Origin of the sequence: Mesorhizobium sp. B2-5-13, assembly GCF_006440535.1 — a bacterium.
GTDB classification, from domain to species: Bacteria; Pseudomonadota; Alphaproteobacteria; order Rhizobiales; family Rhizobiaceae; genus Mesorhizobium; species Mesorhizobium salmacidum.
Genome location: NZ_VFUI01000011.1, coordinates 86,848 through 104,679, shown reverse-complemented (window position 1 = coordinate 104,679; position 17,832 = coordinate 86,848). Strand labels below are relative to the sequence as shown.

Sequence of the window (17,832 nt, the reverse complement as noted above, 5' to 3'; positions counted from 1 at the left end):
TATATCTGAATGGAATTGAATTTACTGAGGACTGGATTCGATTGCACCAGCTCCCTGTGAGACCTGGTGAGGGGGCCGGCGCTGCCAATAGACGGATCAGGACCGGCCGTCACTATAGGTCACGCGCCAGATTGTGCCGTTGCCGTCTTCGGTGACGATCAGCGCCCCGTCCTTGGCCACCGCGACGCCAACCGGCCGGCCCCAGACCTCGCCGTTGGAGACGACAAAGCCGGTCATGAAGTCCTCATATTCACCGGTCGGCTTGCCGTCCTTGAACTTGAGCCGCACCACCTTGTAGCCGGTCCTGTTGCCGCGGTTCCAGGAGCCATGCAGGGCCACGAAGGCGTCGCCTTGGTACTCGGCCGGAAAGCTTTTGCCATCGTAGAAAGCGATGTTGAGCGGCGCCGAATGCGCCTGCATCAGCACGTCGGGAATATCAGTCTTGCCGGCGAGGTCGGGACGCTCGCCCTTGTGGCGCGGGTCCTCATTGTTGCCGATGTAATACCACGGCCAGCCATAGAAGGCACCTTCCCTGACCGTCGTCGCGTATTCCGCCGGCGTATTGTCGCCAAGTGCGTCGCGCTCGTTGACGACGCACCACAGCGCGCCGGTCGCCGGCTGCACGGTCATGCCCGAACAATTGCGCAGCCCGGTGGCGACGATGCGCCCATTCCTGCCGTCGGGGTCGAAAGCCCGCACCTCGGCCCGGCCCGCCTCGGCACCCCAACTGGCGCCGAGCGGCTTCGACTTGACCCAGGCGTCGAGCCCGCCTCTGGGTCTTTTGCCCATGTCCTCCGCGATATTCGAGCCGGAGCCGACGGAGAGGTAAAGTGTCTTGCCGTCGGGGGAAAAGGCGATGTCGCGGGTCCAGTGGTGGCTCGAGGGGATGTCGTCGACAATGGTTTGCGGTTCCCCCGAGGCCTTCAGATCGCCATTGCGGTAGCAAAGCGCACGATGCTGTCGCTGTTGGCGACATAGACCCATTGCGGGTCATTGCCGGGTGGATGGAAGGCGATGCCATAGGGCTGGTTGAGGCCGCCGGCGAAGATGCTTTTCTCCGCGGCTTTCGCGCTTCCGTTCGTCAGCCGATAGACACGGACCTGGTTGGCTTCGCTGTCGGCGACGAACAGGTCGCCGTTCGGCGCGACACGCACGACACGCGGATTGTCGATGCCGGACGCAACGAGTTCCGCCGAAAAGCCGGGCGGCAGTTGTGGCTTGGCGCCTTGCGGTCTCTCCGTGAGGCCGGCGCCGTTCGAGGCGGATTTGGTGACATAGGGTCTCGGCAGGTCTTCCGGCTTGATCAACCGGCGCACGCCGGGCTTATCCGCGCGCCAGTCGCCCAAGGCCGCCGGGCCTTTGAGCACGGGCCGGTCGGCCTGCTGGGCGAGAGCCGCGGTCGTGAGAAACAGTGCCGACATCGCCAGTCCGGCCAATCGCATCACTTCCTCCACCCGGTCGTGAAGGAAATTAACGATCGGCTTGTCCGTGGGTTCCGTCACGCGCGGTGAGCAAACTTCCGGGATCAGGTCCCGGCAGCGTAGAAATCGTCGTCCAGGCGCTTTTCCAGTTCCACGAGATCGGCCGGCAACGGCAGGCCCATGGCGCGCATTTCCCGCAGTTTTTCGCGCAGCTGTTCCTGAATTTCGTGCTGGTCCTCCGGCTGGTTGACCATTTCTTCGAGCAGCAGGCTGATCTGGGCCTTGAATGATTCCAGCGCCATTCTTTTTCTCCTTTGCAGCCGGTCCTTCGGTGTCGCACCAAAGGTATGTCGAGATTCGGGTCAGGCCGAGTCGAAAACGGTGGCACCGGAAGCGCAGGTTATCAGCCGTTTGCAGGCCGGCTTCACCCGAATATCAGTACACCTAGCGCAGCATGCGCGATATCAGCTGCGCCGTATAATCCACCATCGGCACGATGCGGGCATAGTTGAGCCGGGTCGGGCCGATGACGCCGAGCGCGCCGACGACGCGGGCGTCCTTGTCGCGATAGGGCGCCACCACCAGCGACGAGCCCGAAAGCGAGAACAGCTTGTTTTCCGAACCGATGAAGATGCGCACGCCCGATCCCTCTTCGGCAAGGTCGAGCAGCTGGATCAAACCATCCTGCGTCTCCATGTCCTCGAACAGATGCCGCAGCAATTCGATGTCGGCCTGGGCGGTGACGTTTTCCAGCAGATTGGCGCGGCCGCGCACGATGAGCCGGGCTGGCAGGCCGCTTTCGGCGCCCGCCCATACAGCCAGCCCCTTCTCGACGAGGTCCTGCGACAGCGTGTCGAGCGCCGCCCTCGTCTCTTCCTTGATGCGGGCGATCTCGGTGCGCGCCTCGGCCAGCGTGCGGCCGCGAATATGCGCATTGAGGAAATTGGAGGCTTCGTGCAGCTGCGAGACGGTGATGCCGGCGGGCAGCTCGACGACGCGGTTCTCGACGTCGCCATTCTGCGACACCAGCACGGCAAGCGCCTTGGTCGGCTCGAGCTGGATGAACTCGATATGCTTCAGCGCCACCTCGTTCTTGGCGGCCAGCACCAGACCGGCGCCGCGCGACATGCCCGACAGCATCTGGCTGGCCTCGGTCAGCATGTGCTCCAGCGTCGCCCCCGAGCCGGAGGCCCGCACCTGCGCCTCGATGGCGCGGCGCTCCTCGTCGGAGAGGTCGCCAAGCTCCATGAAGGCATCGACGAAGAAACGCAGGCCAGCCTGCGTCGGCAGACGGCCGGCCGAAATATGCGGCGCGTAGATCAGCCCGAGATGTTCGAGGTCGCTCATCACGTTGCGGATGGTAGCCGGCGACAGCGAGGACGGCAGGATGCGCGACAAGCTGCGCGAGCCCACGGGCTCGCCGTCCCTCAGGTAGGAATCGACGATGCGCCGGAAGATGTCGCGCGAGCGCATGTCGAGCGATTGAAGCGCGGGCGCCTGCGACGCGGGATCGACTGGCTTGGTCATTTGGCCAAAAACCTCCGGTTCAAGGATATAGACTTCGGTGGGGCGCGCGCAACCGGTGTCTGTGTCGGATCACCTCGGTGTCTGTACCAGATCACCCCGGCTGTCTGTGTCGGATCACCTCGGTGTCTGTGCCAGATCACCCCGGGGTGTCTGTGTCAGATCGCCCCGGGTGTCTGTGTCAGATCGCCGGTCCGTTTTCCTTTGCGCGCTGCCCCCCTTGCGTCTAAAAGCCGGCCACGATTTCAAGAAACTGACAAGAAAGCAGGCCGAATGCGCCCCTCCAAACGCCAATTCGACGAAATGCGCGCCATCTCCTTCGAGCGCGGCGTCTCCAAACACGCCGAAGGCTCCTGCCTGGTGAAGTTCGGCGACACGCACGTCCTGTGCACCGCGAGCCTCGAGGAAAAGGTGCCGGGCTGGATGCGCAATTCCGGCAAGGGCTGGGTCACGGCGGAATACGGCATGCTGCCGCGCTCGACAGGCGAGCGCATGCGCCGCGAGGCCTCCGCCGGCAAGCAGGGCGGCCGCACGCTGGAGATCCAGCGCCTGATCGGCCGCTCCTTGCGCGCCGTGGTCGACCTGCAGGCGCTGGGTGAACAGCAGATCACCGTCGACTGCGATGTCATCCAGGCCGACGGCGGCACCCGCACCGCTTCGATCACCGGCGGCTGGGTGGCGCTCTATGATTGCCTGCGCTGGATGGAAGCCCGGCAGATGGCCAGCGTTTCGAAAGTGCTGAAAGACCATGTCGCGGCGATTTCCTGCGGCATCCATGACGGCCAGCCGGTCATCGACCTCGACTATGTCGAGGATTCCTCGGCCGGCACCGACGCCAATTTCGTCATGACCGGCAAGGGCGGCATCGTCGAGATTCAGGGCACCGCCGAGGGCGAACCTTTCTCCGAAGACCAGTTCGCGACGCTTATGGGCCTGGCCAAGAAGGGCATTTCCCGACTGGTCAGCCTGCAGCAGATGGCGGTCGCGTAGGGTTTAATGCCGAGCTTGAACGTCCCCCTCTGGCCTGCCGGCCATCTCCCCCTCGAGGAGGGAGATCGGATACCGTCTCGGCCTTCGCTGGTTTTCAGCGTTGCTGGGTGTGCGACAACATCGAAATTGCCAATCTCCCCCCTTGAGGGGGAGATGCCCGGCAGGGCAGAGGGGGGTGCCTCGTGACTCCCTCCGCCATCCTGGAATCGGCCCTCTACGTCACCGACCTTGACGCCGCTGAGCACTTCTACACCGACATCCTTGGCCTCATCCTCCTCGGCAAGGTCGACGGCCGCCACCTTTTCTTCCGCTGCGGCCCAGGCGTCCTGCTCGTCTTCAACGCCGAAGCGACCAAAATTCCGCCCGCACCGGACGCGAAGCTGAAAGTGCCGCCGCACGGCGCGGTCGGCGAGGGTCATCTGTGCTTTGCCGCCAGCGCCGCTGAAATCGACGGCTGGAGAACACATCTCCAAGCGAAGAAAATCGCCATCGAAAGCGAATTCGAATGGCCGCAAGGTGGCCGTTCGATCTATATACGCGACCCGTCGGGCAATTCGATCGAGTTCGCCGAGCCAAGAATCTGGGGCCTTTGATGCATTCACCAAACCTCCATACACTCGATGGCAAGAAGATCGTCGTTGCCAGCCACAACGCCGGCAAGCTGCGCGAATTCGCCGACCTGATGGGTCCATTCGGCTTCGAGGCGAAGTCGGCCAAGGAGTATGGCCTGCCCGAACCGGACGAAACCGGCACCACCTTCGAGGAAAACGCCTACATCAAGGCCTTCGCCGCCGCGAAGGCGACCGGCCTGCCGGCGCTGTCGGACGATTCCGGCCTCTGCGTCGACGCGCTCGACGGCGCGCCCGGCGTCTATACCGCCAACTGGGCCGAGACGCCGGAGGGATCGCGCGATTTCGCCATGGCCATGCAGCGCACCGAAGTCGCGTTGCAGGAAGTCGGCGCGGCCACGCCCGAGCGGCGCACGGGCCGCTTCGTCGCCGTCATCTGCCTCGCCTTTCCCGACGGCGAGGCCGAATATTATCGCGGCGAGGCCGAGGGCACGCTGGTCTGGCCGCCGCGCGGCGAGCTCGGCTTCGGCTACGATCCGGTGTTCTTGCCCAATGGCTTCGACAAAACCTTCGGCGAGATGAGTGCCGAGGAAAAGCACGGCTGGAAGCCAGGCCAGGCGACGGCGCTGTCGCACCGCGCCCGCGCCTTCCAGAAATTCGCCCAAGCTCGGCTTGATTCGGTCAGGCTTGGCTCCGCATGATCGGACCCGCAACCACCATGGCGCTCGACCGCAGTCCCGGCTTTGGCGTCTACGTGCATTGGCCATTCTGCGCGGCCAAGTGCCCCTATTGCGACTTCAACAGCCATGTCCGCCACCAGGAGGTCGACCAGGAGCGCTTTGCCGCCGCCTTCGAGGCCGAGTTGGCGACGATGCGCCAGCGCACCGGGCCGCGCGACGTGACCAGCATTTTTCTCGGCGGCGGCACGCCGTCGCTGATGAAGCCGGAAACGGTGGCCAGGGTTCTGGACGCGGTGGCCAGGAACTGGACGGTGCCCGATGGCATCGAGGTGACGCTCGAGGCCAACCCGTCCTCGGTCGAGGCGGAGCGTTTCCGTGGCTACCGGGCGGCGGGGGTCAACCGCGTCTCGCTCGGCGTGCAGGCGCTGAACGACAAGGATTTGCGCTTTCTCGGCAGGCTGCACAATGTCGAGGAAGCCTTGCACGCCATCGGGCTCGCGCGCGAAATCTTTCCGCGCCTGTCCTTCGACCTGATCTATGCGCGCCCCGGGCAGACGCCACAGGATTGGCAGGCGGAACTCGAACAGGCGATCGGCCATGCCGCCGACCATCTGTCGCTTTACCAGCTGACTATCGAGGAAGGCACGCCCTTCCATGCGCTGCACGCGGCAAAGAAATTCGTCATTCCCGACAACGATCACGCCGCCGATCTCTACGCGTTGACGCAGGAAATCACATCGGCGCAGGGCCTGCCGGCCTACGAGATTTCCAACCACGCCAGGCCGGGCGCCGAGAGCCGGCACAATCTGACCTACTGGCGCTACGGCGAATATGTCGGCGTCGGTCCAGGCGCGCATGGCCGCTTCGTCGAGAACGGCCATCGGGTGGTGACGATTGCCGAAAGAATGCCGGAGACCTGGGCCAATCTGGTCGAGGCCAAGGGCCATGGCATCACCGGCGGCGAACTCCTGACGCGCTCCGAAGAGGCCGACGAGTTTCTTTTGATGGGGCTCAGGCTCGCCGAAGGCATTGACCTCTCCCGCTACGAGGCGTTTTCCGGACGCGGCCTATCGAGCGCGCGGCTGTCGGTGCTGCAGGGTGAGGGGCTGGTGGCGCCGATCGGCAATGCGCGGCTGCGCGCCACGCCGGCCGGCATGATCGTGCTCGACGCCGTGGTGGCGGACCTGGCGCGCTAAACCCTTGAAAAACGTCCTCTTCATCTGCAGCCAGAACCGCTTGCGCAGCCCTACCGCCGAGCAGGTGTTTTCCACGCGGCGCGACATCGAAGTCGCCTCGGCCGGCACCAATCATGATGCCTACACTCCGCTGACGCACGAACTTGTCGCCTGGGCCGACATCATCTTTGTCATGGAGAAAATCCACCGGACGAAACTGCAGAAGAAATTCAAGGCCAGCCTGGAGGCGGCCAAGGTGATCTGCCTCGACATCCCGGACGACTACGAATTTATGGACCCGGAGCTGATAGCGCTCCTGAAGGCGCGCGTTTCACGATATCTGGACTGAGCGCCTGGCCGGCCTTCGCCCCTCCGCCTTCGGCGGCCGCCTTGCCGATCTGAGCCAGATCAGGCGTCGTGTTTGTGGCGGTGCTTTCCGCGCTCCTTCTCTGCATGCGTCTCGCCGCTCCGGACCGGCTTGGCGCCGTCTTTGTCGCGGCGGCCACGGTGCTGGTCGCCTATCGGAGATTGCGGTACGCCGTTGCGGGCGGTTTTCGTTTCAAGACGGGTGATGAAGATATCGAAGCGATTGGGCATCGTCCGGTCAGTGCTCCGTCGTGCTGTCGGGTTTGTTGTCGGAAAGCCTGACGTCTGTTGGCAAGGCACTCGCGGCCTGCTTGGTCAGGCTGGTGTCGTTCCGGGCTGGCAGCCGTTTGTCCTGGCGTGCGGCACTCCGGCTGCGGCCGGCATAGTAAGGCTCGAAAGCGTCCTGTATCGTCAGGCTGTCCATCCTGTCCTCCCTTGGGAATCAGGGGCTAAATCTGCCAAACCCGGTTTCGTTCCCTACTGTGGCGAAGGAATGGCGATTGCCTTACACCGGTGCGAGTTTTGCAAGCCGGCGCCAGCCATGCCAAACAAGATTTGGCGGGCCAGATAGGCCTGAACGGAGACGGCATTGGTGACTGGCGAGACAGGCAAGCGCAGCTATGTGGTCGGGCAGGCCGAGATCGCGGCTCGTCCGCTCGATCCGGCGCTCTATCTGGTGGCGACGCCGATCGGCAACCTCGCCGACATCACGCTGCGCGCGTTGGAGACGCTGGCCGCCGCCGACATCGTCGCCTGCGAGGATACGCGTGTGTCGCGCGTGCTGCTCGACCGGTACGGCATTCGCCGCCGCACCACCGCCTATCACGAACACAATGCCGACCAGGCCGGGCCGAAGCTGATCGCGGCACTCGAAGCCGGCCAGAGCGTGGCGCTGATTTCGGATGCCGGCACGCCGCTGGTCTCCGATCCCGGCTACAGGCTGGTCGGCGAAGCGCTCGACCAGGGCATTCGCGTCGTGCCGATCCCCGGCCCGTCGGCGCCGCTTGCCGCGCTGACGGCGTCGGGCCTGCCGTCCGACGCCTTCCTGTTCGCCGGCTTTTTGCCGGTCAAGGTTGGCCAGCGGCTGTCACGGCTGGAGGCACTGAAGGCGGTGCCGGCGACCTTGATCTTCTTCGAGTCACCGCGCCGGCTGGCTGAGTCGCTCGGCGCCATGGTCGAGGCGCTGGGCGGCGAACGCAAAGCTGCGATCGGCCGGGAATTGACCAAGACGTACGAGGAAATGCGCACCGGCACGCTGCAAGCGCTGGCCGACCATTATGCGGCGGCCGATACGCCGAAGGGCGAGATCGTCGTCTGTATCGGCCCGGCCGAGGCCAAGGCCGACGAACCCGAAGACATCGATCGTCTGCTTTTGTCGCTCGCTGCCGAAATGCCGGCCTCCAAGGCGGCGGCGGAAGCCGCTAAAATGACCGGCGGCCAGAAGCAGGCGCTCTATCGGCGGCTGCTCGAGCTCAAGGACAGACCATGATCCCGAAAAGTGGAAGCCGGTTTTCTCGGACAAACGGTTTCGTTTGTCCAGAGATCATGGTCGAGCAAAGTTCCGGAGCCGGCAGTGGCTGAGCGCCCGAGCGCCAGCCGCCAAAAAGCCTACCGGCGCGGCCATCGCGGCGAATGGCTGGCGGCTGTCGCGCTGATGCTGAAAGGCTACCGCATCCTGGCGCGCCGCCACCGCACGCGCTTTGGCGAGATCGACCTGATCGCGCGGCGCGGCGACCTGGTGCTGTTCGTCGAGGTCAAGGCGCGCCGCACGCTGATCGAAGCCATGGAAGCGATCGGTCACGAATCGGAGCGTCGCATCGAGGGTGCGGCCGACATCTGGCTGTCGCGCCAGCCGGACTATGGCAGGCTGTCGATGCGCTTCGACATGGTCGCCGTGCTGCCCTGGCGCTGGCCCGTGCATGTCCCGAATGCGTTTTATGGGAGGAGTTGAGGCGGGGCATTCCTTGCTCCGCCCGTGGATGACGAAGGCGCGGAGGTGCGGACCGCTCCTCACCCCCAGATCATCAACGTCACCAGCCCGACAACACCCACCACCAGCCGCCACCAGCCGAACAGCGAGTAGCCGTTGCGCGAGACGTAATCGAGCAGGAAGCGCACCACGAACAACGCCGTGACGAAGGCGGCGACGAAGCCGATGGCGATGATCGGCAGGTCGGCCGAGGTCAGCACGTTGCGGTTCTTGAACAGGTCGAAGGCGAACGCGCCGACCATGGTCGGAATGGCGAGGAAGAAGGAAAATTCCGCCGCCGCCCGCTTGTCGACACCCAGGAGCAGCGCGCCGACGATGGTCGAGCCGGAGCGCGACGTGCCGGGGATCAGCGACAGGCACTGGAAAAGCCCGATCTGCAGGTAAAGCCTGGTCGGGAACCGCTCGACGTCGCGGTAGACCGGCTTGAGGTTCATGCGGTCGACGACCAGCAGCACCACGCCGCCGATGATCAGCATGATGCAGATCAGCCGGGGCGATTCGAACAGCACCGTCTTAATGAAGTCGTGCGCCAGCGCGCCGATGATCGCGGCCGGCAGGAAGGCGATGAGGATGCCGATGACGAAATGCCGCGTCAGCCGGTCATGCGGCAGGTCGAGCAGCATCTGCCACAGGCGCCGGAAATAGACGCTGAGGATCGCCAGGATGGCGCCGAGCTGGATCAGGATCTCGAAGGCCTTGCCGGTCGACTGGAAGCCGAGGAAATGGCCGGCGAGCAGGATATGGCCGGTCGAAGACACCGGTATGAATTCGGTCAACCCTTCCAGCAGGCCAAGCAGCAGGGCTTCGACGATGGTCTGGCTTTCCATTTCTACCTCGGCGTTGGCGTGACGGCTAACAGAATGGCTTGCTTGTCATGGCGCCGAAGTCCCCCTATAGGTCGCAACACCCCTGACGGCCCGCTAACCGGGCGGCCAAGACTTACCGGTGCGCCCTGCGATTCGCCAGTGTGGCAATCCGGAATTCGCCACACCCGGGACGAGCGCGATGCGCGAATTCCGGATTCTGAGCCACACTGTCAACTTTGAGTTCTAATGTGGTTTGGATTTGAAGTTCCTGAACGCGGATGCCATTGAGGGGCAGGAACTTCAAATCCAAACCACATTAGTGCGCTTTATCATCGCGGAACCATGCTGACGCTTTTCCACCATCCCATGTTCGCAACCTGCCGCTTCGTCCGCCTCGCCTTTGGCGAGTATGGCGAGGAGCTGGCGCTGATCGAGGAAAAGCCGTGGACGCGGCGCAAGGAATTCTTGGCGCTGAATCCGGCCGGCACGCTGCCGATCCTGCTGGCCGAGGGCGACGTGCCGATCATCGGTGCGACGGTGATCTCGGAATATCTCGACGAGACGCGCGGTGTGCTCAAGCGCGACAAGCGGCTGTTCGCCGAGGACCCGATGCAGCGCGCTGAAATCCGCAGGCTGATCGACTGGTATCTCAACAAGGCCGAAAGCGAAGTGACGCGCCATCTGGTGCGCGAGCGCGTGCTGAAGCCGGTGATGCCGGAAACGGCGGGCGGCGGCTCGCCCGATTCGGGCGCCATCCGCGCCGCGCGCGCCAACATCCGCCAGCACATGAAATACACCAACTGGCTGGCCGGCACCCGTCACTGGCTGGCCGGCGGCAGGGTCACCTATGCCGATCTGGCGGCCGCCGCGACGCTGTCGGTGCTCGACTATCTCGGCGAGATCGACTGGCGCGAACACCCCGCCGCGCGCGAATGGTACACGCGGGTGAAATCGCGGCCTTCATTCCGGCCGCTCCTGACCGACCGCGTGCGCGGCCTGTCGCCGGTATCGCACTATGCGGATCTCGACTTCTGATCCGGCAAAACTGCGTGCGCTGATCGACGCGGAGGCGCGGCGCGCCGGCTTCGACGCCGTCGCAGTCACCACTCCCGATGCCATCCCGCTGGCGCCAGCGCGCCTGGCCGAATTCGTCGCCGACGGCTTTCACGGCTCCATGGACTGGATCGCCGAGACGATTGCGCGCCGCAGCGAGCCTTCCACGCTGTGGCCCGACGTGCGCTCGATCGTCGTGCTGGCGATGAATTATGGGCCTGACCATGATCCGCGCGACGTGCTGGCCCGGCGCGACCGCGGCGCGATCTCGGTCTACGCGAAAAACCGCGACTATCACGAGGTGATGAAAGGTCGGCTGAAGGAAATCGCCGGCAAGATCGTCGCGCGGGCGGGCGGCGACGTCAAAGTATTCGTCGACACCGCACCTGTCATGGAAAAGCCGCTGGCGGAAGCAGCGGGCCTGGGCTGGCAAGGCAAGCACACCAATCTGGTCAGCCGCGAGCACGGCTCCTGGCTGTTCCTCGGCACCATCTTCACCACGGCCGAACTGGTGCCGGATAGCGCCGAGATCGACCATTGCGGCTCCTGCCGCGCCTGCCTCGACGCCTGCCCGACCGACGCCTTTCCGGCGCCTTATCGGCTCGATGCGCGGCGCTGCATCTCCTATCTCACCATCGAGAACAAGGGGCCGATACCGCATGAATTCCGCGAGGCGATCGGCAACCGCATCTATGGCTGCGACGACTGCCTCGCGGCTTGCCCATGGAACAAGTTCGCAAGCGCGGCTTCGGAGGCCAAGCTCGCCGCGCGCGACGATTTGCGCGAGCCTGAACTTGCCGACCTTTTGGCCCTCGACGATGCTGCCTTCCGCAGCTTCTTCTCCGGTTCGCCGATCAAACGCATCGGTCGCGACCGCTTTGTCCGCAACGTGCTGATCGCCGCCGGCAATTCCGGCGAGGCCGCGCTTGCCGATAGCGTCCGGGACCTGCTCGGCGACGCCTCGCCGCTGGTGCGGGGCGCGGCAATATGGGCGCTGGCGCGGCTGGTGCCAGAAACCGAATATGCCGAACGGGCCGCGAACGGCCTGAAGAGCGAGGGCGATGGCGCCGTCCGCGAGGAATGGCGCTTGGCACGGCCAAACAGGACGCATGCATGAACGAAAAGTGGATCTTCCTCTTCGGCGCCGGCTATTCGGGCAAGGCCTTTGGCCGCGCCAACAGGGGAGCCGCCCCGATCTTCGGCACGACACGCTCCGAGGAAAAATTCGAAGCGCTGCGCCAAGCCGGCATCGGCCCGCTGCTGTTCGATGGCGCGCTAACCGGCGAAATCGGCGAAGCGCTCGAGAAAACCACCAATCTGGTGATTTCCGTCGCTCCGGAGGAAGCCGGCGATCCCGTGCTGAATGCCGCCCGCGAGGCGATCGCAGGGATGCCTGACCTGAAATGGATCGGCTATCTCTCGACCGTCGGGGTCTATGGCGATCATGGCGGTGCCTGGGTCGATGAAACGGCCGCGTGCCGGCCGGTTTCGAAGCGCTCGACGATGCGGGTCGAGGCCGAGCAGGACTGGTTGAAGCTTGGCGAGGACATCGACCGGCCGGTGGCGATCCTGCGGCTGTCGGGCATCTACGGTCCGGGCCGCAACGCGCTGGTCAATCTGGAAAACGGCACGGCCAGGCGGCTGGTCAAGCCGGACCAGGTCTTCAACCGCATCCATTGCGACGACATATCGGGCGCGCTCTGGCATCTGATCGGCGGCAATACCGGCGGCATCTTCAACGTCACCGACGATGAGCCGGCGCCGCCGCAGGATGTCGTTGCCTATGCCGCTTCGCTGATGGGTATCGCGCCGCCGCCCGAAATTCCGTTCGAGACCGCCCAACTTTCGCCCATGGCGCGGTCCTTCTATGGCGAGAACAAGCGGGTCGCCAATGCGGCGATCAAGGCGGCGGGCTATCGGTTTCGCTTTCCGGACTATCGCGCCGCCTTCGACCATATGTGGGCAAGCGGCGACTGGCGCGACGGCGCGCCGCGCAGTCCGATGAAGGCCGCGAAGGGGTTAGGATGATCGAAGCGCGGCGCTTGGCGTGGTATGATTCGGCGTTGGAGGCACGGGGGTGCGGTTCATGAAATCATCGACGCGATCGCCTGGCGCCAGAAATTCGGTATTGGCGGCGGCGCTGGCCCTGGCAGGTCTCGCCGCGCAGCCCGCAGCGGCCGAGGAACGGGCAAAAGACCTGTTCGGCGCCGAGAAACTGCCGACGGCTACCGCGGCGCAATCCTTCGGCTTCTATTCCAAGGGCTGCTTTTCCGGCGGCGTCGCCATCCCCATGGATGGTCCGACCTGGCAGGTAATGCGGCCATCGCGCAACCGCCGCTGGGGCCATCCGGCGCTGATCGCGCTGATCGAGAGATTGTCGCGCGATGCGGTCGCCGACGGTTGGCCCGGCCTGCTGATCGGCGACATCGCGCAGCCGCGCGGCGGCCCGATGCTGACCGGCCATGCCTCGCACCAGATCGGGCTCGACGCCGACATCTGGCTGACGCCGATGCCCGACCGCACGATGAGCAGGGCGCAGCGCGAGACCATGAGCGCCACGCTGATGGTCGACGAGAAGACGCATCTGGTGAAGGATGCCCTGTGGACGCCGCGGCATACGGCGTTGCTAAAGCGGGCCGCGAGCTATCCGCAGGTCGAGCGCATCCTGGTCAATCCGGGCATCAAGAAGAAGCTCTGCGACACCGTCAAGGGCGACCGCTCCTGGCTGCGCAAGATCAGGCCGTTCTGGGGCCACGACTATCATTTCCACATGCGCATCGGCTGTCAGCCGGGCTCGCCCAATTGCAAGGCGCAGGAAGCGACGCCGGATGATGACGGTTGCGGCAAGCCGCTGGCCTGGTGGTTCACGCAGGAGCCGTGGCGGCCCAACAAGAACCCGGATGCGCCGAAGGCCCGCGACCTGATGACGATGGCCAACCTGCCCAAGGAATGCCGCGCGGTGCTCGACGCGCCGGGGCCTGCCTCGGCCGAGGCGGCGACCTATCACGGCGACACGATGCCGATAGCGGTGGCGGCGCCCGCGCCCGTACCCGAAACGCCATCGCTGCCCGCCGTCACGGCCAGCAGCACGGCAGGCCTGCCAAGCGCGTTGAACGCCTTCACGGCGACACCCGAGGTCGGCGTGCCGGTGCCGCGTCCACGCCCGCCCGCGAAGTGATTGTCGGGCGCCGTCGGCAAGCTCAATCGGTTTAGCTGCCTGCTTTCATGAAACAGTGGCCGTTTGGCCGCAGAACCTCTTCCTGCGCATCGCCGGGTCCGAAAACCGTTTCCCTTTTCAAACTCATGCGCTAGTCAACGGAAGAACGGCGAAACGCCATCGAGGGCGCCGGGGGACGGACAAGAGCATGCCAGGCACAGGCGATGACGAGACTTTGCTGCGGTTTCCGATCCTGATCGGCGATATCGGCGGCACCAATGCGCGCTTTTCGATCGTGCTCGACGCCAATTCCGAGGCCGGCGAGCCGACCATCGTCCAGACCGCCAATTACAGCACCATCGACGAGGCGATCCAGTCGGCCGTGCTCGATCGCTCCTCGGTCCGGCCCAATTCGGCTGTGCTGGCGGTGGCGGGTCCGGTCGATGGCGACGAGATCGAACTCACCAACTGCCCGTGGATCGTCAAGCCCCGGCAGATGTTCGCCAGCCTCGGCCTGAGCGACATCGTCGTGCTCAACGACTTCGAGGCGCAGGCGCTGGCCGTCGTCGCACTCGGCGAAGAGCAGATGGAAAAGATCGGCGGCAGCACGCCGGAGCCCAATGCCGGCCGCGTCGTGCTGGGACCGGGAACCGGGCTCGGCGTCGCCGGGCTGGTCCACGCGCTTCATCACTGGATACCGGTGCCCGGCGAAGGCGGCCATATGGACATCGGGCCGCGTTCGGCCCGCGATTTCGAGGTGTTCCCGCACATCGAGAAGCTCGACGGCCGCATTTCGGGCGAGCAGATCCTGTCCGGGCGAGGCCTCGTCAATGTCTACCGGGCGGTGGCCAGGGCCGACGGCAAGCCATCGCCCTTCACCACGCCGGCCGAGGTCACCGCTGCGGCGCTGGCCAAGACCGATCCTGTGGCGCAGGAAGCGCTGGAGACCTTTGTCACCTGCCTGGGCCGCACCGCCGGCGACCTTGCCTTGGTGTTCATGAGCCGGGGCGGGGTTTTCCTCACCGGCGGCATCGCGCAAAAGATCGTGCCGGCGCTGAAGGAGGGCAATTTCCGCGCCGCCTTCGAGGACAAGGCGCCGCACAGCGCGCTGATGCGCACCATGCCGGTCTATGTCATCACCCATCCGCTGGCGGCGCTCCTAGGCCTTGCCGCCTATGCCAGGAACCCCTCGCTGTTCGGTGTCCAGACATCGGGCCGGCGCTGGCGCGACGAAGTTAGTCACCCCAAGGCATAGGCAAGCCCGCTGCTTGGCGTTAATAGGGGTGCCGAATTGCCCGGCCACGGGAAGCGGAAACCGACAAAGCCCTCTGATTTGACACTTCAAACTCCAAACAAGCTGAAAGCCCGGCCCGGCGAGGTCACAGCGGTGCTGCGCCGCATTCTGGCTGAGAACAGCCATGACTATCGCTGGACCTATGTGATGGTCATCACCTGCTCGCTGATCGTTTCGGGCACCACCGCCTTCACGGCCTGGATCATGGCCCCGATGGTCAACCAGATATTCTACGAACGGCGTGGCGACGCGATCGTCTGGATCTGCGCCGGCTTCATGGCGGCCTTCCTGCTGCGCGGCTTCGCCGGCTATGGCCAGGCGGTGGCGCTGGCCAAGATCGGCAACAATCTGGTGGCGCGCTACCAGAAGCGCATCTTCGATCACCTGATGAAGCTCGGCGTCGGCTTCTTCAACGACACACGCTCCGGCCGGCTGGCGGCGCAGGTCAACGAAAACGTCGGCGGCATCCGCGACCTGCTGTCGTTGACGCTGACCTCGATTACCCGCGACGCGGTGACGCTGATCGGGCTTCTCGGCGTCATGGTCTACCAGGATCCGGTCCTGTCGCTCAGTTCGCTGCTGATCGGGCCGCCGCTGATCTGGGCCGTCGTCTACCTCACCCGTCGCGTGCGGCGCATAACCCGGGAATCCGTGCTCATCAATTCGCGGCTGATCGGCGCGGTTCAGGAAGCCACGCAAGGCATCGCCATCGTCAAGGCCTTCACCATGGAGGACGAACTGTCGGGCCGCATCGGCAAGCTCGCCAACGACGCCGAACAGCGCTCCAACAAGATTGCCCGCGTCTCCGAACGGCTGTCGCCGATCTCCGACATGCTGGCTGGTCTCGCCGTCACCTCCGTCATCGCCTATTCCGGTTACCGGGCGCTGGTTCTGGGCCAGCCGCCGGGCGCGGTCTTTTCGTTCATCACCGCGCTGATCCTGGCCTATGATCCGGCGCGGCGCCTGGCGCGCATGCAGGTCGGCATGGAACGGGCGCTGGTCAACGCGCGCATGATCTACGAACTGCTCGACCTCGAGCCCAAGCAGGGCGATGCTCCAGGCGCCACACAGGCACATTTCACCACCGGTGAAGTGCGCTTCAACAACGTCTCCTTCCGCTATGTCGAGGAGGCGCCTGTCCTTCAGGGTCTGAGCTTCGTCGCCGCCGCCGGCAAGATGACCGCCGTCATCGGTGCATCCGGCGCCGGCAAGACGACGTTGGTGGCGCTGCTGCAGCGCTTCTATGACGTCGAGAGCGGCACGATCGAGATCGACGGCCAGGACATTTCCAAGGTCACCAAACAGTCGCTGCGCGGCTCGATCGCCTATGTCTCGCAGGCGCCCTATCTGTTCGAAGGCACCATCCGCGACAACATCCGCTACGGCCGCCCCTCGGCGACCGACGCCGAGATCGAACAGGCCGCGCGACTGGCCGCGGCCGACGAGTTCATCCGCCAGCAGCCGCAAGGCTATGACACGCCGGTCGGCGAGAATGGCGCCACGCTCTCCGGCGGCCAGCGCCAGCGTGTGTCGATCGCCCGCGCCATCGTGCGCCAGGCGCCGATCTTGCTGCTCGACGAGGCGACATCGGCGCTCGACAACGAGGCCGAAGCCCGGGTCCAGCAGGCGCTCACCAAGGTCATGGAAGGGCGCACCACCATCGTCATCGCGCACCGCCTGTCGACCGTGGTCAATGCCGACCACATCATCGTGCTGGAACAGGGCCACCTGGTCGAAGAGGGCACGCACGCCTCGCTGATGGCCGACCCGCACAGCGTCTATGCCCGTTTCCACCGGATACAGGGCGTCAAGGGCCTGGGGCTTGTCGATGACAGCGCCCAGGTCGAGACTTCGGTTCAGGAATTAGAGACCCAGAAGATCGCCGGGAGCACGGCATGAGCGAGACAACATCAGGCGAGCCGGCCAGCGATATGGGCCTTGTGGTGGTCGGCGCGGCCGGCCGCATGGGCCAGACGCTGATCCGCGCCATCCACGCCATTCCGGGCGCCCGCGTCATCGGCGCGGTCGAGCGCCCGGATTCGCCTCACCTGGGCAAGGATGCGGGCGAACTGGCAGGCGTCGGCCGCATCGATGTGCCGATCGGCGGCGATCCGCTGCCGGTGTTCGCCAGGGCCGATGGCGTGCTCGATTTCACCACCCCGGCCTCGACGGTCGAGTTCGCCGGTTACGCGGCGCAGGCGCGCATTGTCCACGTCATCGGCACGACCGGCTGTTCGGCTGACGACAATGCGAAAATCGCTGCCGCCGCGCGCCACGCGACCATCGTCAAGTCGGGCAATATGAGCCTCGGCGTCAACCTGCTGGCGGTGCTGGTCGAGCAGGCGGCGCGCGCGCTCGATGCCGATGATTTCGACATCGAGATCCTCGAAATGCACCACAGGCACAAGGTCGACGCGCCTTCGGGCACCGCGCTTCTGCTCGGCGAGGCCGCCGCCGCCGGGCGCGGCATTGCACTGGCCGGCAACGACGTGCGTTCACGCGACGGCCATACGGGTGTGCGACAAACCGGCTCGATCGGTTTCGCCGCGCTGCGCGGTGGCTCGGTGGTCGGCGATCACAGCGTGATCCTGGCCGGCACCGGCGAGCGCATCACGCTGTCCCACCATGCCGAGGATCGCGCCATCTTCGCCCGCGGCGCCGTCAAGGCCGCACTTTGGGCGCGCGGCAGGAAGCCGGGCCTTTACTCAATGCGGGACGTGCTCGGGCTTGCCTGAAACGACCCTGAACCATCTTCGTTCTTACGCAAGTCCGGACAGAAAACCGCTACACACTTTTCCTGGAATGCT

Annotated in this window: 19 protein-coding genes and 1 pseudogene; 14 read left to right on the top strand and 6 right to left on the bottom strand. The window is 65.2% G+C overall.

Annotation, left to right across the window (positions count from 1 at the left end; translation table 11 throughout):
- Nucleotides 1-96 precede the first annotated feature (96 nt).
- From FJ434_RS19195 to hrcA, 3 genes and pseudogenes are all read right to left on the bottom strand, one after another.
- Nucleotides 97-1,442, bottom strand: a pseudogene (locus tag FJ434_RS19195) (sorbosone dehydrogenase family protein).
- 83 nt (nucleotides 1,443-1,525) lie between these two features.
- A complete protein-coding gene (locus tag FJ434_RS19190) occupies nucleotides 1,526-1,723 on the bottom strand; it encodes a hypothetical protein (RefSeq protein WP_015314792.1) in 198 nt (65 codons plus the stop codon).
- A gap of 142 nt (nucleotides 1,724-1,865) precedes the next feature.
- Nucleotides 1,866-2,948: a heat-inducible transcriptional repressor HrcA gene (gene hrcA / locus FJ434_RS19185; protein ID WP_140749902.1), complete on the bottom strand. Its 1,083-nt coding sequence runs from the start codon at nucleotides 2,946-2,948 to the stop codon at nucleotides 1,866-1,868.
- 270 nt (nucleotides 2,949-3,218) lie between these two features.
- Between hrcA and rph the strand changes: the two genes are divergently transcribed.
- The 5 genes from rph (at nucleotide 3,219) to FJ434_RS19155 (ending at nucleotide 6,708) form a co-directional block, all read left to right on the top strand.
- Entirely contained in the window at nucleotides 3,219-3,935 is a 717-nt protein-coding gene (gene rph / locus FJ434_RS19180) for a ribonuclease PH (RefSeq protein WP_027142558.1), read from the top strand.
- Between the two features lie 182 nt (nucleotides 3,936-4,117).
- Nucleotides 4,118-4,528: a VOC family protein gene (locus FJ434_RS19170; RefSeq protein WP_140749907.1), complete on the top strand. Its 411-nt coding sequence runs from the start codon at nucleotides 4,118-4,120 to the stop codon at nucleotides 4,526-4,528.
- Nucleotides 4,528-5,205 carry an RdgB/HAM1 family non-canonical purine NTP pyrophosphatase gene (gene rdgB / locus FJ434_RS19165; protein WP_027142556.1) on the top strand — a complete coding sequence of 226 codons (678 nt, stop codon included), beginning with the start codon at nucleotides 4,528-4,530 and terminating at the stop codon, nucleotides 5,203-5,205. Before FJ434_RS19170 ends, rdgB begins: the two co-directional genes overlap by 1 nt.
- Nucleotides 5,202-6,380, top strand: a complete 1,179-nt coding sequence (hemW, locus tag FJ434_RS19160; RefSeq protein WP_140749910.1) for a radical SAM family heme chaperone HemW — start codon at nucleotides 5,202-5,204, stop codon at nucleotides 6,378-6,380. Before rdgB ends, hemW begins: the two co-directional genes overlap by 4 nt.
- A gap of 4 nt (nucleotides 6,381-6,384) precedes the next feature.
- Entirely contained in the window at nucleotides 6,385-6,708 is a 324-nt protein-coding gene (locus FJ434_RS19155) for a low molecular weight protein tyrosine phosphatase family protein (RefSeq protein ID WP_140749913.1), read from the top strand.
- Between the two features lie 59 nt (nucleotides 6,709-6,767).
- Here the strand turns inward: FJ434_RS19155 and FJ434_RS19150 are convergent, their stop codons facing one another.
- Both FJ434_RS19150 and FJ434_RS19145 read right to left on the bottom strand, forming a co-directional pair.
- Nucleotides 6,768-6,956 (bottom strand): hypothetical protein, encoded by a 189-nt coding sequence (locus FJ434_RS19150; protein ID WP_027142553.1) that lies wholly within the window; start codon nucleotides 6,954-6,956, stop codon nucleotides 6,768-6,770.
- A gap of 7 nt (nucleotides 6,957-6,963) precedes the next feature.
- Nucleotides 6,964-7,149, bottom strand: a complete 186-nt coding sequence (locus FJ434_RS19145; protein ID WP_027142552.1) for a hypothetical protein — start codon at nucleotides 7,147-7,149, stop codon at nucleotides 6,964-6,966.
- Nucleotides 7,150-7,317: 168 nt separating this feature from the next.
- Between FJ434_RS19145 and rsmI the strand changes: the two genes are divergently transcribed.
- Both rsmI and FJ434_RS19135 read left to right on the top strand, forming a co-directional pair.
- The gene (gene rsmI / locus FJ434_RS19140) at nucleotides 7,318-8,214 is read left to right on the top strand and encodes a 16S rRNA (cytidine(1402)-2'-O)-methyltransferase (protein WP_140749916.1); all 897 of its coding nucleotides are present in this window, start codon (nucleotides 7,318-7,320) and stop codon (nucleotides 8,212-8,214) included.
- Nucleotides 8,215-8,298: 84 nt separating this feature from the next.
- Nucleotides 8,299-8,676, top strand: coding sequence for a YraN family protein (locus FJ434_RS19135; protein ID WP_140507018.1), 378 nt, complete (start codon nucleotides 8,299-8,301; stop codon nucleotides 8,674-8,676).
- A gap of 59 nt (nucleotides 8,677-8,735) precedes the next feature.
- On the opposite strand, the gene FJ434_RS19130 is transcribed toward FJ434_RS19135, so the two are convergent.
- Complete coding sequence (locus FJ434_RS19130; protein WP_140749918.1) at nucleotides 8,736-9,542, bottom strand: undecaprenyl-diphosphate phosphatase; 807 nt, start codon at nucleotides 9,540-9,542, stop codon at nucleotides 8,736-8,738.
- A 321-nt stretch (nucleotides 9,543-9,863) separates the two neighbouring features.
- On the opposite strand from FJ434_RS19130, the gene FJ434_RS19125 reads away from it, so the two are divergent.
- From FJ434_RS19125 to dapB, 7 genes are all read left to right on the top strand, one after another.
- Nucleotides 9,864-10,556 (top strand): glutathione S-transferase family protein, encoded by a 693-nt coding sequence (locus FJ434_RS19125; protein WP_015314714.1) that lies wholly within the window; start codon nucleotides 9,864-9,866, stop codon nucleotides 10,554-10,556.
- Nucleotides 10,537-11,691 (top strand): tRNA epoxyqueuosine(34) reductase QueG, encoded by a 1,155-nt coding sequence (gene queG, locus FJ434_RS19120; protein WP_140749921.1) that lies wholly within the window; start codon nucleotides 10,537-10,539, stop codon nucleotides 11,689-11,691. Before FJ434_RS19125 ends, queG begins: the two co-directional genes overlap by 20 nt.
- The gene (locus tag FJ434_RS19115) at nucleotides 11,688-12,602 is read left to right on the top strand and encodes an SDR family oxidoreductase (protein WP_140749924.1); all 915 of its coding nucleotides are present in this window, start codon (nucleotides 11,688-11,690) and stop codon (nucleotides 12,600-12,602) included. The genes queG and FJ434_RS19115 overlap by 4 nt, the downstream gene beginning before the upstream one ends.
- 58 nt (nucleotides 12,603-12,660) lie before the next feature.
- Nucleotides 12,661-13,752 (top strand): penicillin-insensitive murein endopeptidase, encoded by a 1,092-nt coding sequence (mepA, locus tag FJ434_RS19110; protein ID WP_140749927.1) that lies wholly within the window; start codon nucleotides 12,661-12,663, stop codon nucleotides 13,750-13,752.
- A gap of 187 nt (nucleotides 13,753-13,939) precedes the next feature.
- Nucleotides 13,940-14,986 carry a glucokinase gene (locus FJ434_RS19105; RefSeq protein WP_140507010.1) on the top strand — a complete coding sequence of 349 codons (1,047 nt, stop codon included), beginning with the start codon at nucleotides 13,940-13,942 and terminating at the stop codon, nucleotides 14,984-14,986.
- Between the two features lie 78 nt (nucleotides 14,987-15,064).
- Nucleotides 15,065-16,924, top strand: coding sequence for an ABC transporter ATP-binding protein (locus tag FJ434_RS19100; protein ID WP_140749930.1), 1,860 nt, complete (start codon nucleotides 15,065-15,067; stop codon nucleotides 16,922-16,924).
- Nucleotides 16,921-17,760 (top strand): 4-hydroxy-tetrahydrodipicolinate reductase, encoded by an 840-nt coding sequence (gene dapB, locus FJ434_RS19095; RefSeq protein ID WP_140749933.1) that lies wholly within the window; start codon nucleotides 16,921-16,923, stop codon nucleotides 17,758-17,760. Before FJ434_RS19100 ends, dapB begins: the two co-directional genes overlap by 4 nt.
- Nucleotides 17,761-17,832: the final 72 nt, after the last annotated feature.

Coding starts and splice junctions, on each gene's coding strand:
- FJ434_RS19190 (WP_015314792.1), bottom strand. CDS start 1,723: ATGGCGCTGGAATCATTCAAGGCCCAGATCAGCCTGCTGCTCGAAGAA.
- hrcA (WP_140749902.1), bottom strand. CDS start 2,948: ATGACCAAGCCAGTCGATCCCGCGTCGCAGGCGCCCGCGCTTCAATCG.
- rph (WP_027142558.1), top strand. CDS start 3,219: ATGCGCCCCTCCAAACGCCAATTCGACGAAATGCGCGCCATCTCCTTC.
- rdgB (WP_027142556.1), top strand. CDS start 4,528: ATGCATTCACCAAACCTCCATACACTCGATGGCAAGAAGATCGTCGTT.
- hemW (WP_140749910.1), top strand. CDS start 5,202: ATGATCGGACCCGCAACCACCATGGCGCTCGACCGCAGTCCCGGCTTT.
- FJ434_RS19150 (WP_027142553.1), bottom strand. CDS start 6,956: ATGCCCAATCGCTTCGATATCTTCATCACCCGTCTTGAAACGAAAACC.
- FJ434_RS19145 (WP_027142552.1), bottom strand. CDS start 7,149: ATGGACAGCCTGACGATACAGGACGCTTTCGAGCCTTACTATGCCGGC.
- FJ434_RS19130 (WP_140749918.1), bottom strand. CDS start 9,542: ATGGAAAGCCAGACCATCGTCGAAGCCCTGCTGCTTGGCCTGCTGGAA.
- FJ434_RS19125 (WP_015314714.1), top strand. CDS start 9,864: ATGCTGACGCTTTTCCACCATCCCATGTTCGCAACCTGCCGCTTCGTC.
- queG (WP_140749921.1), top strand. CDS start 10,537: ATGCGGATCTCGACTTCTGATCCGGCAAAACTGCGTGCGCTGATCGAC.
- FJ434_RS19115 (WP_140749924.1), top strand. CDS start 11,688: ATGAACGAAAAGTGGATCTTCCTCTTCGGCGCCGGCTATTCGGGCAAG.
- mepA (WP_140749927.1), top strand. CDS start 12,661: ATGAAATCATCGACGCGATCGCCTGGCGCCAGAAATTCGGTATTGGCG.
- FJ434_RS19105 (WP_140507010.1), top strand. CDS start 13,940: ATGCCAGGCACAGGCGATGACGAGACTTTGCTGCGGTTTCCGATCCTG.
- dapB (WP_140749933.1), top strand. CDS start 16,921: ATGAGCGAGACAACATCAGGCGAGCCGGCCAGCGATATGGGCCTTGTG.